Annotated in this window: 15 protein-coding genes; 5 read left to right on the forward strand and 10 right to left on the reverse strand. The window is 25.4% G+C overall.

The annotated features are described in order from the left end of the window. Positions 1-142: 142 nt before the first annotated feature. Positions 143-2,161: a YgiQ family radical SAM protein gene (locus tag ACQRD5_RS07355; protein WP_291626973.1), complete on the forward strand. Its 2,019-nt coding sequence runs from the start codon at positions 143-145 to the stop codon at positions 2,159-2,161. A 44-nt stretch (positions 2,162-2,205) separates the two neighbouring features. Further along, positions 2,206-2,997 (forward strand): RelA/SpoT domain-containing protein, encoded by a 792-nt coding sequence (locus ACQRD5_RS07360; protein ID WP_291626975.1) that lies wholly within the window; start codon positions 2,206-2,208, stop codon positions 2,995-2,997. Between the two features lie 129 nt (positions 2,998-3,126). Here the strand turns inward: ACQRD5_RS07360 and ACQRD5_RS07365 are convergent, their stop codons facing one another. The 5 genes from ACQRD5_RS07365 to ACQRD5_RS07385 form a co-directional block, all read right to left on the reverse strand. After that, entirely contained in the window at positions 3,127-3,792 is a 666-nt protein-coding gene (locus tag ACQRD5_RS07365) for a CPBP family intramembrane glutamic endopeptidase (protein ID WP_291626977.1), read from the reverse strand. A 71-nt stretch (positions 3,793-3,863) separates the two neighbouring features. Beyond that, positions 3,864-4,034, reverse strand: coding sequence for a bacteriocin (locus ACQRD5_RS07370; RefSeq protein ID WP_291626979.1), 171 nt, complete (start codon positions 4,032-4,034; stop codon positions 3,864-3,866). A 49-nt stretch (positions 4,035-4,083) separates the two neighbouring features. Next, entirely contained in the window at positions 4,084-4,263 is a 180-nt protein-coding gene (locus ACQRD5_RS07375; protein WP_291626981.1) for a hypothetical protein, read from the reverse strand. 114 nt (positions 4,264-4,377) lie between these two features. Then, entirely contained in the window at positions 4,378-4,572 is a 195-nt protein-coding gene (locus tag ACQRD5_RS07380; RefSeq protein ID WP_291626983.1) for a hypothetical protein, read from the reverse strand. A 15-nt stretch (positions 4,573-4,587) separates the two neighbouring features. Further along, the gene (locus ACQRD5_RS07385) at positions 4,588-4,806 is read right to left on the reverse strand and encodes a hypothetical protein (RefSeq protein WP_291626985.1); all 219 of its coding nucleotides are present in this window, start codon (positions 4,804-4,806) and stop codon (positions 4,588-4,590) included. A 144-nt stretch (positions 4,807-4,950) separates the two neighbouring features. On the opposite strand from ACQRD5_RS07385, the gene ACQRD5_RS07390 reads away from it, so the two are divergent. After that, the gene (locus ACQRD5_RS07390; protein WP_291626986.1) at positions 4,951-7,107 is read left to right on the forward strand and encodes a peptidase domain-containing ABC transporter; all 2,157 of its coding nucleotides are present in this window, start codon (positions 4,951-4,953) and stop codon (positions 7,105-7,107) included. A gap of 86 nt (positions 7,108-7,193) precedes the next feature. Then, a complete protein-coding gene (locus ACQRD5_RS07395; RefSeq protein WP_291626988.1) occupies positions 7,194-8,660 on the forward strand; it encodes a biotin/lipoyl-binding protein in 1,467 nt (488 codons plus the stop codon). Positions 8,661-8,836: 176 nt separating this feature from the next. Here ACQRD5_RS07395 and ACQRD5_RS07400 read toward each other — a convergent pair whose 3' ends face one another. The 5 genes from ACQRD5_RS07400 to ACQRD5_RS07420 all read right to left on the reverse strand — a co-directional run bounded on the left by ACQRD5_RS07400 (position 8,837) and on the right by ACQRD5_RS07420 (position 11,916). Then, positions 8,837-9,610, reverse strand: a complete 774-nt coding sequence (locus ACQRD5_RS07400; protein ID WP_291626991.1) for a carbon-nitrogen hydrolase family protein — start codon at positions 9,608-9,610, stop codon at positions 8,837-8,839. 130 nt (positions 9,611-9,740) lie between these two features. After that, positions 9,741-9,941 carry a hypothetical protein gene (locus tag ACQRD5_RS07405; protein ID WP_291626993.1) on the reverse strand — a complete coding sequence of 67 codons (201 nt, stop codon included), beginning with the start codon at positions 9,939-9,941 and terminating at the stop codon, positions 9,741-9,743. 29 nt (positions 9,942-9,970) lie between these two features. Then, positions 9,971-10,285 carry a hypothetical protein gene (locus tag ACQRD5_RS07410; RefSeq protein WP_291626995.1) on the reverse strand — a complete coding sequence of 105 codons (315 nt, stop codon included), beginning with the start codon at positions 10,283-10,285 and terminating at the stop codon, positions 9,971-9,973. A 47-nt stretch (positions 10,286-10,332) separates the two neighbouring features. After that, complete coding sequence (locus tag ACQRD5_RS07415; RefSeq protein WP_291626996.1) at positions 10,333-11,001, reverse strand: CPBP family intramembrane glutamic endopeptidase; 669 nt, start codon at positions 10,999-11,001, stop codon at positions 10,333-10,335. A gap of 678 nt (positions 11,002-11,679) precedes the next feature. Further along, positions 11,680-11,916: a hypothetical protein gene (locus ACQRD5_RS07420; RefSeq protein ID WP_291626997.1), complete on the reverse strand. Its 237-nt coding sequence runs from the start codon at positions 11,914-11,916 to the stop codon at positions 11,680-11,682. Between the two features lie 212 nt (positions 11,917-12,128). Between ACQRD5_RS07420 and ACQRD5_RS07425 the strand changes: the two genes are divergently transcribed. Next, positions 12,129-13,310: an SAM-dependent methyltransferase gene (locus ACQRD5_RS07425; RefSeq protein ID WP_291626998.1), complete on the forward strand. Its 1,182-nt coding sequence runs from the start codon at positions 12,129-12,131 to the stop codon at positions 13,308-13,310. Positions 13,311-13,397: the final 87 nt, after the last annotated feature.

Below are 13,397 nucleotides of genomic sequence, written 5' to 3' on the forward strand. Positions count from 1 at the left end.
TGAAAAGAATAAGGGGCTAATATTACAGCTCCTTATTTTTTAAATTTATGCTAGTAACTTTCTGTAAATTTAAAAAAATAAATGATTTAATTCTTTTATAATGTTATAATCAATTAGCGAAAATAAAAAAGTAGGTGGTTAAATGTCAAATAATAGATTTCTACCAATAAGTAAAGAAGACATGAAAGAACGTGGCTGGGAACAATGTGACTTTATAATAGTTACAGGGGATGCCTATATTGATCATCATAGCTTTGGAACAGCAATTATTTCTAGAGTCTTAGAGGATGCAGGGTATAAGGTTGGTATTATTCCACAACCAGATTGGCATAGTACTGATGATTTTATGAAGCTTGGTAGACCAAGACTTGCTTTCTTAGTTAATGGAGGAAACATGGATTCCATGGTTAACCATTATACTGTAAGTAAAAGACCTAGAGAAAAGGATCTTTATACTCCAGGTGGGAAAATGGGAGCAAGACCAGATAGAGCAACTATAGTTTATTGTAATAAAATAAGAGAAGCTTATAAAAATATAGATATTGTTATAGGTGGAGTAGAAGCAAGTTTAAGAAGAATGGCTCACTATGACTATTGGGGAAATAACGTAAGAAATTCAATACTTATAGATAGTGGTGCAGATCTTTTAATTTATGGAATGAGTGAAAAGCAAATTGTTGAAGTGGCAAATGCTTTAAATGATGGATTTGAAGCTAAATACATAAGACACGTTAATGGTACTACATATACTATAGATTCATTAGATGAAATTTATGGTGATTATAAATTATTACCTTCTAAAGAAGAAGTTACAAAAGATAAGATGAAATATGCTGAAGCTTTTAAGATTCAATATGAAGAGCAAGATCCTGTAAGAGGAAAGGTATTAGTTCAAAAGCATGGTAATAAATATGTAGTTTGTAATACACCAGAAATGCCTTTAACAAGAGAAGAATTAGATAAGGTTTATGCACTTCCATATACTAAAGAATCTCATCCAATATATGATGAATTTGGTGGAATAGCAGCTTTAGAAGAAGTTAAGTTTAGTATAGTAAGTTCAAGAGGATGTTTTGGTAACTGTTCATTCTGTGCTATTACCTTCCATCAAGGAAGAGCAGTTCAAAGTAGAAGTGAAGCATCTATATTAGAAGAAGCTGTTGAAATAACTAATCTTAAGGACTTTAAGGGATATATACATGATGTTGGAGGTCCAACTGCTAACTTTAGAAAGCCAGCTTGTAAAACTCAGCTTACTATAGGAGCTTGTAAAACTAAGCAATGTTTAACTCCAAAACCATGTAAAAACTTAATAGTTGACCATAGCGAGTTCTTAGGTATATTAAGAAAAATAAGAAAGCTACCTAAAGTAAAGAAAGCTTTTGTTCGTTCAGGCTTAAGATATGATTATATAATGGCAGATAAGAATGATACATTCTTTAGAGAGCTTATAGAACATCATGTAAGTGGACAATTAAAGGTTGCACCAGAACACGTAGCAGCTAATACATTAAAGTATATGGGTAAGCCATCTGGTGATACTTATGATAGATTTAGAGAAAAATTCTTTAAGATAAATAAACAATTAGGTAAGGAGCAATATTTAATTCCATACTTAATGTCAAGCCATCCAGGAAGTGGATTAAATGAAGCCATAGAATTAGCTGAATATTTAAGAGATACAAAGTATCAACCAGAGCAGGTTCAAGACTTTTATCCAACACCAGGAACATTATCAACAGCTATGTTCTATACAGGAATTAACCCAATAACAGGAGAAGAGGTTTATATTCCAAAAACAAGAGAAGAAAAGGCTATGCAAAGAGCACTTCTTCAATTTAAAAATCCTAAGAACTATAATTTAGTTCATGATGCTTTAGTTAAGGCTGGAAGAGAAGACTTAATTGGTAATGGACCTAAGTGCTTAATTAAATCTAAGGCTGATAGATATATGGCTAAGATTAAGAAAGAAGAAGCTATAGCAAGAGGAAATTCTAAATCAAGAAAATCAAACTCAAAGCCAGGCTCTAAGTCAAATTCAAAGTCTACAAATAGTAAAAACTCATCAAAAGGAAAATTTGGAGAAACTAAAGGAAAAAACTCAAGAGCAAAGAATAGTAAAAGTAATAATAGAAATAGTACTAGAAGACAAGGAAGATAATAAACTATTATTAGTTTAATTCTATGTCCAAAGGGGAGCGTTAAGTGAAGAAGAGTTTTAAAATAGATGAATTTTTATTAAAATATCCATATGTAGAGAAAATTATCGAAGAGAAGAATATAGATGTTGAGGTTTTAAAGGATATTTACAATGATTTTGTAGATTATAAAGTATCTTATGAAAATCAAGCTAATTTTATAGCCAATATTCTACGTTCACAGTCAATGGTGCATACAGTAAAATCTAGAATTAAAGAACCAGATAGATTAATCGAAAAAATAATAAGAAAAACAGAAGATAGAAGATTAAAATATGGTGATGATTTTCAATTTACTGTGGATAATTATAAGAATGAGATAAATGACTTAATTGGAATTAGAGTTATTCATATATTTAAGGATCAATGGCAAGCTATTCATGAATTTATAATGAAGACTTGGAATGTTATAGAAGTTACTGCAAATGTTAGAGATGGAGATAATACTAAGATATTTGAAGAACTAGATATAGAAGTTAGATCAAGAGTATCAGGATACAGATCAGTTCATTACTTAGTAGAATTTTATCCAACTAATGAAAAAGTTATAGCAGAAATCCAAGTTAGAACAATATTTGAAGAAGGATATGGTGAAATAGACCACAGACTAAGATATTCACATGTAGAGATACCAGAAATCCTAAAATCAAATCTTCTTTTATTTAATAGGATAGTTGGCTCAGCAGATGAAATGGCCTCCCTCATTAACGAATTAAGTAAAGAATGGTCTAGCAAAGAAAATGAACTTTTAAAAATAATTGAAGAACAAAAAGAAGAAATTGAAAGATTAAAAAAATAAAAAAATAAAAAAGATATAAGGTGATATGGACTGATTTTTTCTATATAGATCCTTATATCTTTTAATTTACATATTAAAAAGAAGATAAATAAAGTGTATAGCATATACTTTTTGAATATATTTTTAGAATTAAAGGCTTGGAAATAATAAATTTAAGATAACTAAAATAGAGTTATGAAAACTATGTAGTAAAATTGAATCAGTTAAGTTATTTTTATATTTATAGATTAAAGAGTATACTACACCTGAAAGTCCTGAAGTTATACTTTGTATAATATGCCCAGAAAATGCTCCATGTATGATACCAAATATAAAACTTTGAATAATAATAGATAAAAATGAGGGCATTAATTCTGTAAGTTTTTGAAGTAATATGCCTCTAAAACATATTTCTTCACATATTGGAGCAATAACAACTAAAGAAAGTATGCTCCAGAAATATAATTGAGTTTCACTTGTAACATTATTGGGTATATATTTTATTAATATATTTGCCATTGTTAATTTAAAACCTACAAGGATAAAGGCAAATAATATTAATAATAAAGTATTTTTTAATGTTATCTTATGTATTTTTAAATATTCTATAGGGGACTTATTTTCTTTTTTTAATAAAAGAATAAAGAGAGAAATAGAAAGTATTAATGCTAAAGAGAATCCAATATCATCATTAAATTCAAAATTATCTTGTAGGAAAAATACAAAGAAAAAACTTATAATAAACGTAATAATATATTTACATATATTCATGAAAAAGTTAAAAATATCTTTTATTTTATAATAAATACTTGTCAATATTAATCCTCCTCAATTAAGTATAAAGGATATAATATACCAATATCCTTTATACAATTTTTAAAATTTAATTAATTTGCATTAAAACCATCATAAAAACCATTAAAAAAGTCTCCAATACCATCCCAACCACCGTCTCTAAGGTCAGTATAAATCTTTTTAGCTCCATCCCAAGTATCTAGTAACCAATTACCACCAGAAATATTATTTAATTCTTTATTTTCTAATTGTATAAAATTCATAAAAATTCCTCCTAAATATAACAATTTTATAATTAATTTGATTTTAAATTTAGTAAACTGGTATACCGTAAATCATATCATGAACTTCGTTTTTGAACCAGCTCCATGCGCTACCAACTGCTTTACCTACTTTGTAACCAAAATCATAATCAGCTGGGCTACCGGCATTTATTGTGATTAACTCATTAGAATCAATTAACTCAAAATTTAAATTTAGTTTAATTTCCATAATAAAAACCTCCATTTATATATTTATAATAAACCCCTTAATTCTGGCGCCTTCTATAAGGAGAGTATTAACTAATTAAAGAATATTAGAACTTATAGATACATAAGCATCAGTTTAGAAATTTTCCATTTCTTCTGGAGTTTTTGCTTCTTTAATATTTACTGTATATAAAGAACTTATTGGTATTAGTTTATTATTTTCAATATGCTTTTGTAGATTTCTAATTGTATTTTGAAAAGTCATAGGATTACCTTTATGACTTACTTTTAAGCAGTTTATAAGTTTGAATTCCTTTCTTAGCTTGTACATATCAGTTCCATTGAATTACTTATCTACTGGTATTAGAATTTCAATATCCATAGTTGGTGTCATAGATTGTGTAACTGAATATGTAGTAGAAATTTTAGGACCAACTACTGTTAAGTTATTATCTTTAATAAAAGATTCTATACTGTTCATTTCTTTTTGAACTTCAGTTTGGGTAAGTTGTTTTCTAAATGACAATAAATTAGTTAAATATAGTTCTTGACCAGTTTCTATCATAAGATTTCTCCTTAATTTCTAATAAGTATTTTAAATATAAAACATTACAAAAGTTATGATAACATATTTACAAAAAAAGTAAATAGTTTACACTTTAAATATATTATACAAATTATCACAAAAAAGGAAGAGGGATTTATTTAAATGGGTATACTAAAAAAATATAATTGTATAAAACAACATGATATAAAAGATTGTGGTGCAGCTTGTCTTGCCACTATTTCTAAACAATATGGATTAAAGACGCCAATATCAAAAATTAGGGAAGTCGCTGGAACAGATTTAAATGGAACATCAGCTTATGGAGTAATTAAAGCAGCTGAAGTATTAGGTTTTATTGCAAAGGGAGTAAAAGCGTCAAAGCCAGAGGATATTTTCTCTGAATTTCCGAAACCTGCGATAGCACATGTAATTATGGATGGAATTCTTTTACATTATGTCGTAATACATAAGGTAACAAAAGAAGAAATATTAATTGCAGATCCAGGTAAGGGAATAGTTAAATATACTCCAGAAGAATTCTTTAAAATATGGACTGGAGTATTAATAATTATGGTTCCTGCACCAACTTTTGAAAAAGGTGATGAAACAAAAGGATTGTTTCAAAGGTTTTGGGGACTTATTAAAGTTCAAAAAAATTTATTAGTAAATATATTTATATCATCTATATTAATAACACTTATAGGTATAATGGGATCATTTTATTTTAAATTTTTATTAGATGATATATTACCAAATAATTTAAATAAAAGTTTATTAGTAATATCCTTGGCAATGATTGGACTATCTATATTTAAGATAATAACAGAATTTTTTAGAAGTCTTTTATTAATTCATATGTCACAAAATATAGATATACCATTATTACTTGGATATTATAACCATGTAATTGATCTCCCAATGAACTTTTTTGGAACTAGAAAAGTTGGAGAAATAATATCGAGATTTAATGATGCAGGGAAGATAAGAGATGCAATATCATCAGCTACACTTACTTTAATGATAGATACATTAATGGCTGTTGTTGGTGGAGTTATTCTTTATATGCAAAGCTCAAAATTATTTTGGTTTTGCTTTATTCCAATAGTATTGTATTTAGCTTTAGTATTTATATTTAAAAAGTCTTTAGAAGATGTAAATAGAAATTTAATGGAAGATAATGCTAGACTAACCTCATACTTAGTTGAATCAATAGAAGGTATAGAAACAGTTAAAGCATTTAATGGAGAAAGAAAAGTAAATTTAGAAACTGAAAAGAAATTTATTAAATTTATAAAATCGGTATTTAAGTATGGATATGTAAATAATATTCAAGGATCGCTTAAGAATACTGTAAAAAGTATATTTGGAATATGTATATTGTGGATTGGTGCTTATTTAGCCTTAAAGGGTGATATAACAGTAGGTACATTAATAAGTTTTAATTCTTTACTTGCATATTTTATTGAACCAGTAGAAAGAATGATAAATTTACAACCTCAATTACAAAGTGCTATGGTAGCAGCTGATAGATTAGGAGAAATTCTAGATCTAGAATTGGAAAAATCTAAAGATGAAGATAAGAAGATAAATCCTAATACTTTATTAGGTAACATAAACTTTAAAAGTATTGATTTTAGATATGGAACAAGACAATTAGTTTTAAAAAATATAAATATGGATATAAAACCAGGAGAAAAAATAGCGTTAGTAGGGGAAAGTGGATCTGGGAAAACAACTATTGCAAAGCTTTTAATGAGTTTTTATAATACTGAAAAAGGTGAAATAATTATAAATAATTATAATATTAAAGATATAAATAAAGAAGCATTAAGAGATAAGATGTCATATATATCTCAAGATTCATTTTTCTTTTCGGGTAGTATAAAGGAAAACTTACAATTTGCAAATGAAGATGCAACTTATGAGGAAATAATAGAAGTTTGCAAACAAGCTCAAATACATGATTTTATAAATTCATTACCATTAAGGTATGAAACTCCTTTGGAAGAAAAGGGGACAAACCTTTCAGGAGGACAAAGACAAAGACTTGCAATAGCTAGAGCATTAATTAAAAAGCCAGAAATATTAATTATGGATGAAGCAACTTCAAATTTAGATTCAATAACTGAAAAAGTAATAGAAAAAACAATTGAAGAATGTACAAAAAATGTTACAACTATTATTATTGCACATAGACTTAGTACAATAATGAGATGTGACAGAATATATGTTATGGATAAGGGAGAGGTAATAGAAGAAGGCAATCATGAAGATTTACTAAAGAAACAAGGATATTATTATAGATTGTGGTCTGGATAAACTTTAGAGGAATTTAATGAAGTTGCAGCTACAAGTAAGGTTGAACAAACACTTATTGCAAATCCGTTTTTAGGAGGTGTAAATTAATGAAATATAAAATAGAAGAACTTAAGGATATAACTGATTCAAGAGAGATAATGCAGAGTAAACCAAATGGATTTTCTAAATATATGACATATATAATAATTGTATTATTAGCAAGTGTTATAGTATGGTCTATACTAGCTAATAAAGAAATAACAGTAAAAGCATCAGGCGTTGTTAGACCATCAATAGAAGTTACTAAATTATCTAGTGGAGTTAATGGAACAGTGACAGAGATAAATATTAGTGAAGGGATGACAGTTAAAAAGGGAGATGTTCTATTAGTCATAAATGGTGAAGAATATGAAGTCCAAAAAAAATCTTTAGAAGAATCATTAAAGAATAGGGAAAATGATCTTGAAGCTAATAAGAAATTAAAAAAATCTATTTTAGATGAAGTTAATTACTTAGATTCTGAAGATACTATTGAGAAAATTTATTATAAAAAGTATCAGTTGTATTTGGAAAATTTAAAAAATGGAAATTCTCAGGTTGACTCCCTTGAAAGTCAAAAAGAAAATATTAAAGAAACAATAAATGATTTAAATTTACTTTTAAAATCAATGGAGGAAGAAAAAAATGAATTTGATTCAAATCATTATTTATACTATCAATATAAAGATTATGAAATGACATTACAAAATTATAGGATACAAATATCAGATTATACTAATCAAATTAATGATTTAGAAAAGGGCAAAGTTAAAGCAGATAAAGAAAGTAAAGAAGAGAATCTACAAATTAAAAACAATAATGAAATTATTGATAAACAAATTAAGGAAATAGAAAATAATATTAAAAATATAGAAAAAGAAATAGAAAAGTATAAGAATAATCAAAAAATGAATATATCTAATACAATTGCACAAAATGAATTTAAATTAAAGGAAGGAGTTGCAACTTCTAGCAATGGTAGTTATAAGGAACAGTATATTACACAGTTAGATAGCACCATAATGTCTTTAGAATCAACAATTTCAGAAATAAAAATGAATTTAGATGTTGCAAATAATAAGATTCAATCAACTAGTATAAAAGCAGATAGTGATGGTATAGTAAATTTAATTAATGATATTAAAGTAGGAGATTTTATTCAAGCTGGTACACAGATAGCCTCTATAATACCAAATGATAATGATGAATATAAGGCAGAAATATATATAGAAAATCAAAAGTTTGGTGAAATAAAAGATGGAGAAGATGTTATATTAGAATTTGTATCATTACCACAAAGAGAATATGGTATTGTAAGGACTAATCTTAGTGATATAAGCGTAGACGCTAAAGTTAGTGAAAAAGAAAAGACTAGTTATTATACTGGAATATGTGATATACCAGTTAAAACAATGACAAATAAGAAGGGAAATAGTATAGATATTAAAAATGGAATGTTAATTGAAGCTAGAATTATAAATAGAGAAGTATCATATTTTAGATATTTCTTAGAGAAGATTAATATTTTAGATTAAAAGAATTTGATTTCCATATTAAATTATATACAGCTAAAATTTATAAATTCATTCCATTTTTCATTGCTAAGATTTCTGCTCATAAAATAAACCCTTTTTGATAAAATTACTACTATAATTTTATCAAAAAGGGTATTCCTTGACTATTTTGACGCTTACCTATAAATTAATAAATTTTACTTTATAAGATTATCAGATATGATTTTTCTACCTTGCTGTGCAAAACTTAAAGTTGTAGATTCAAAATTATATACTAACAAATTTTCAGTATTACGTGGTAATTCAATAATGACTTTTCCAGAACTATCAAAAACAGCTGTAGGTGCTGTTTGATATGGAGATATAGCATTTACAGATACTATTGTAGAAACATTTTCAACAGCTCTTGTCTTAAGATGTGATTTTATTAATTCATATCTTTCAATATCATCATTATTAGATACATCATAGAAGATTACTACATTAAAATCTGTTTCTGATTTATATAGTTCCCTAAAATACTCTGGAAATCTAATTTCAAAACATATTCTAATACCTATTTTAAAAGTATCTATTTCAAAAATGCCTTTATTATTATGAGCAGTGAAATTTTCTTTATCATATCCCCATAAGGCACGTTTATTATAAGGTGCAATTTTATGTTCTTCTGGTGAAAATATCATAGCACTATTAAAGTATTTTTTATTATACATTGTTACAGATCCAATAATAATGAACATATTATATTTTATAGATAGTTGTTGTAATTCATAAAAACATTGTTCAACATGAATAAAGTCAATATTATCACATGATTGTATAGTAAGGGGATGGTAGCCTGTTAAAGAACATTCTGGAAATACAAGTAATCTTATTTCTTTATCAGCAGCTAATGATATAGCTTTTTTTATTGTATTCATATTATCATTTATATTACCAGTTACTGAAAATTGATATGCTCCTACTCTCAATATAGCTCACCTCAAAAAAGATTAGTAATAAATAATTAAAATAATTATTTCTCTTAATTTATTAAGTATATATAATTTGTATATTTTAACATGAATAAAAATAAAAGATAAATTATTAAATAAATACTAATTACTTATTATTCAGCTTTTTTTCATCTAGATATGATTTCCAAAGATAAATACATGATATAAAACTTATTGATAAAAAAATGTAAGTATATATTGTAAATTCATCTAAGATACTTAAAATTAGTAAAAAAATTAAAGTGAACAATAAAATATAAGTTGATGTTATTGAAACTATTTTAAGTGCTCTAGCTCTATCACTCATACTTTTCCTCCTTTGAAATAAATTTTCAGTTATTTTCTCTTTTTCATAATAACTTCAATTATGTACGCAATGAATAAAGATGTACCAATTAGTAAGAGTAAACCTATAAAACTATAAGTAACTCTATGCTTTCTAAAGCTAATAAAATTAAGAATATCTGTTTTGAAAATATGACCTATAATGTAATATAGGAAGATAACAGATAATACAATAAGTATTGCAAGTTTTTTATCTTTTGGGCTTATATTATTAATATTTTTATACTTTTTTAAATTCTTTCTATCTTTAGCTAACAAAAAACAAGTTAGTACTATTAATAAAATATAAATTAATCCAATATACATTTGTACCTCCTTAATATTTATTATATTTTTAGAATGAACTTTTAACTTTAAAAATTTGGGAATAATAAATTCAATATAACTAAAAATGAATTGTAAAATGAATGTAGTAAAATTGGAATAGTTAAATTTTTTTTATAGTTATATACTAAAGCATATAATATCCCTGAAAGACCTGCTACTATGCTTTGTATAAGATGACATGAAAGTGCTCCATGAGATATACCAAATATAAACCCTTGAATAATCAAAGATAAAAATAATGGCATTATTTCTTTGAGTTTTTGAAATAATATACCTCTAAAAAATATTTCTTCAGATATAGGAGCTAAAATAACTAGATGAAGTACACTCCAAAAATATAGTTGAGTTTCAGTTGAAACATTTGTAGTGATAGTTTGTCTTAACAGAGCTATTATTCCTAAATCTACAGGTACAAGGATAATAGTAAAACATATTAGTTGTAATATGGTTTTTAAATTTACCTTATGTATTTTTAAATATTTAAAAGGAGATTTCTTTTCTCTTTTTAACAATAAAAGAAAAAGAGAGGTAGCCATAATTAATGCTAGAGAGAATCCAATATCATCGTTAAATTTAAAAATATCTTGTAAAAAAAATACAAAGATAAAACTTATAATAAAAGTAATAATATATTTAAAAATATTTAAAATGAATATTAATATTTCTTTTGTTTTATAGTAAATTTTGGTAAACATAAATCCTCCCTATCAAGATAAGTTAATTGTGTAAAGTTATCTTCTTTTCTTTAAACAAAATAATCCTGATATTAAAAATAATAATCCTGAAAATAAAATATAAAATTCATGTCCTATAAAATAAATTACAACATATGTGATTCCAAGAATAGTAAATATAAAGTAAAAAGGGATATTACTAATTTTTTTTATACTCATTTTAAATCACTCCATATATAGTTGATAATTATGAATACATTAATTATCTTTATTTAATTTTTTAATAAGGTTAATGATGTTTGGTATTTGAGCAAATAAAGAGAATAGACTCATAGGTATAACATAATATTGTTTTGAGTATATTCCCCAATATATAAGCAAAATAGTTACAATAATAAGTAAACATGAACATAGCAATAAAAATTTATTTTTATTAAAAGATAATTTCATTACAACCTCCAATTTAAATTATTTGGCTTTATATAGACGTATTAAACTTATAATATTTAGAATAATTGAAGTAAAGAATATTATCATAAAATCAATTTTTTTATTAAAACATTCATATATAAACATTAAAACAGAAAAAATAATTAATATTATAAAGGCAATATAAAATAAAATCTTTTTACGTTTAGACATAGTTAATATAGTCACTCCTTATATGGTTATTTAAAATGAGTATTATAGCGTATTAAATCAAAACCATTTTAAAATGAAATTTAATAAGTTAGAAATTATAAGTAAAGATGATGCAATTAGCATTGTTATAACAATTTTTAATGATTCTTTTCTAATATGTTCTGGAGTTATGTCATTGGGATTCATTTTCTTTAATTCTTTTTGCATTTTTATTATTTTAATAAATGGTGGAACACCTACAAATAATGCTATTACAATACATATAATGGAAATTACTTTAAGCAAATTTATCATTTCGTATCCTCATGAAGCTTGTAGAAATATTAAAGTGTATTTATTTAGAAAATATAGAATTATAAGTTAATAATAACATATTTACAAAAAAAGTAAATAATAGATGCTTTCAATATATTAAATAACACTATTTAATAATACTAAGAATATTTTAGTCACTTAGGGAAAAAATACTAAGTATGATTTAAAATATTGAAAGAAGGTGTGCCACTATGTCATTAGAAAGTATGATTATTAAAAAGTATTTTAAAAACAATAATGCAGTACCTTTTAAGGTTATATTTAAAGATGGTAAAGAGTTAAATATAGATAAAGGAGATCCTAAGTTTGTTATTAAAGTAAATGGAAGTATAGATAAAAAATTATTATTTACTAGTACATCTTTAGCTTTAGGGGAAGCCTACATGGATAAGGTATTAGATATGGAAGCTGGAGATTTATATGATGCATTAGATATTGTAATGGGAAGCTTAGAAGAATTTAATGTTAATGAAGGTATATTAAGTAAATTAATGCATTCATCAACATCTAAAAAGAATCAAAAGAAAGAAGTAAGTTCACATTATGATATAGGAAATGATTTTTATGAGCTTTGGCTAGATGAAACTATGAGCTATTCTTGTGCATATTTTAAAAATGAAGATGACACATTATATGAAGCACAAAAAAATAAAGTTGACTATATATTAAAGAAATTACAACTTAAAGAAGGTATGAGTTTGCTTGATATAGGCTGTGGCTGGGGATATTTATTAATTGAAGCAGCTAAGAAATATAAGATACATGGAGTTGGAATAACTTTAAGTGAACAACAATATTTAAAGTTTAAGCAAAGAATTAAAGAAGAAAATTTAGAGGACTATTTAAGTGTTCAATTAATGGATTATAGAGATTTGGAAAAGAGCAATTTAGAGTTTGATAGAGTTGTAAGTGTAGGAATGCTGGAGCATGTTAGTCGTGAAAATTATGAGCTTTTCTTTAAGAATGTAGATGCAGTATTAAAGGACAAAGGGCTATTTTTATTGCATTATATTAGTGGTAGAAAAGAAAGTTCAGGAGATCCATGGATTAAAAAATACATATTTCCAGGGGGAGTTATACCTAGTCTAAGAGAAATAATAAATATAGGAAGTGAACTTAATTACTATACCTTAGATGTAGAGAGCTTAAGAAGACATTATACTAAAACACTACTTTGTTGGTATGAAAATTATAAAAATAATATAGATAAGATTTCAAATATGTTTGATGAAAGATTTGTTAGAATGTGGGAATTGTATTTATCTTCTTGTGCTGCATCCTTTAATAATGGAATGATAGATTTACATCAAATATTATTTTCAAAAGGAAATAATAACAATTTAGAAATGACTAGGGATTATTTATATAGATAATTTAATAAAAGTAAATATATAAATATTTGAATTATTAAGCTTACTGTTTATATAAATGGTAAGTTTTATTTTATATTGCAAAAAAAT

Source organism: Clostridium sp. SGI.024 (genome assembly GCF_050315195.1).
GTDB lineage: Bacteria > Bacillota > Clostridia > Clostridiales > Clostridiaceae > Clostridium.

What these genes read in the sequence shown, in the direction of transcription:
- ACQRD5_RS07415 (WP_291626996.1), bottom strand. Translation starts at nt 11,001, where the DNA reads ATGTTTACCAAAATTTACTATAAAACAAAAGAAATATTAATATTCATT.
- ACQRD5_RS07405 (WP_291626993.1), bottom strand. Translation starts at nt 9,941, where the DNA reads ATGAGTGATAGAGCTAGAGCACTTAAAATAGTTTCAATAACATCAACT.
- ACQRD5_RS07385 (WP_291626985.1), bottom strand. Translation starts at nt 4,806, where the DNA reads ATGATAGAAACTGGTCAAGAACTATATTTAACTAATTTATTGTCATTT.
- ACQRD5_RS07380 (WP_291626983.1), bottom strand. Translation starts at nt 4,572, where the DNA reads ATGTACAAGCTAAGAAAGGAATTCAAACTTATAAACTGCTTAAAAGTA.
- ACQRD5_RS07390 (WP_291626986.1), top strand. Translation starts at nt 4,951, where the DNA reads ATGGGTATACTAAAAAAATATAATTGTATAAAACAACATGATATAAAA.
- ACQRD5_RS07395 (WP_291626988.1), top strand. Translation starts at nt 7,194, where the DNA reads ATGAAATATAAAATAGAAGAACTTAAGGATATAACTGATTCAAGAGAG.
- ACQRD5_RS07410 (WP_291626995.1), bottom strand. Translation starts at nt 10,285, where the DNA reads ATGTATATTGGATTAATTTATATTTTATTAATAGTACTAACTTGTTTT.
- ACQRD5_RS07370 (WP_291626979.1), bottom strand. Translation starts at nt 4,034, where the DNA reads ATGAATTTTATACAATTAGAAAATAAAGAATTAAATAATATTTCTGGT.
- ACQRD5_RS07375 (WP_291626981.1), bottom strand. Translation starts at nt 4,263, where the DNA reads ATGGAAATTAAACTAAATTTAAATTTTGAGTTAATTGATTCTAATGAG.
- ACQRD5_RS07425 (WP_291626998.1), top strand. Translation starts at nt 12,129, where the DNA reads ATGTCATTAGAAAGTATGATTATTAAAAAGTATTTTAAAAACAATAAT.
- ACQRD5_RS07420 (WP_291626997.1), bottom strand. Translation starts at nt 11,916, where the DNA reads ATGATAAATTTGCTTAAAGTAATTTCCATTATATGTATTGTAATAGCA.
- ACQRD5_RS07355 (WP_291626973.1), top strand. Translation starts at nt 143, where the DNA reads ATGTCAAATAATAGATTTCTACCAATAAGTAAAGAAGACATGAAAGAA.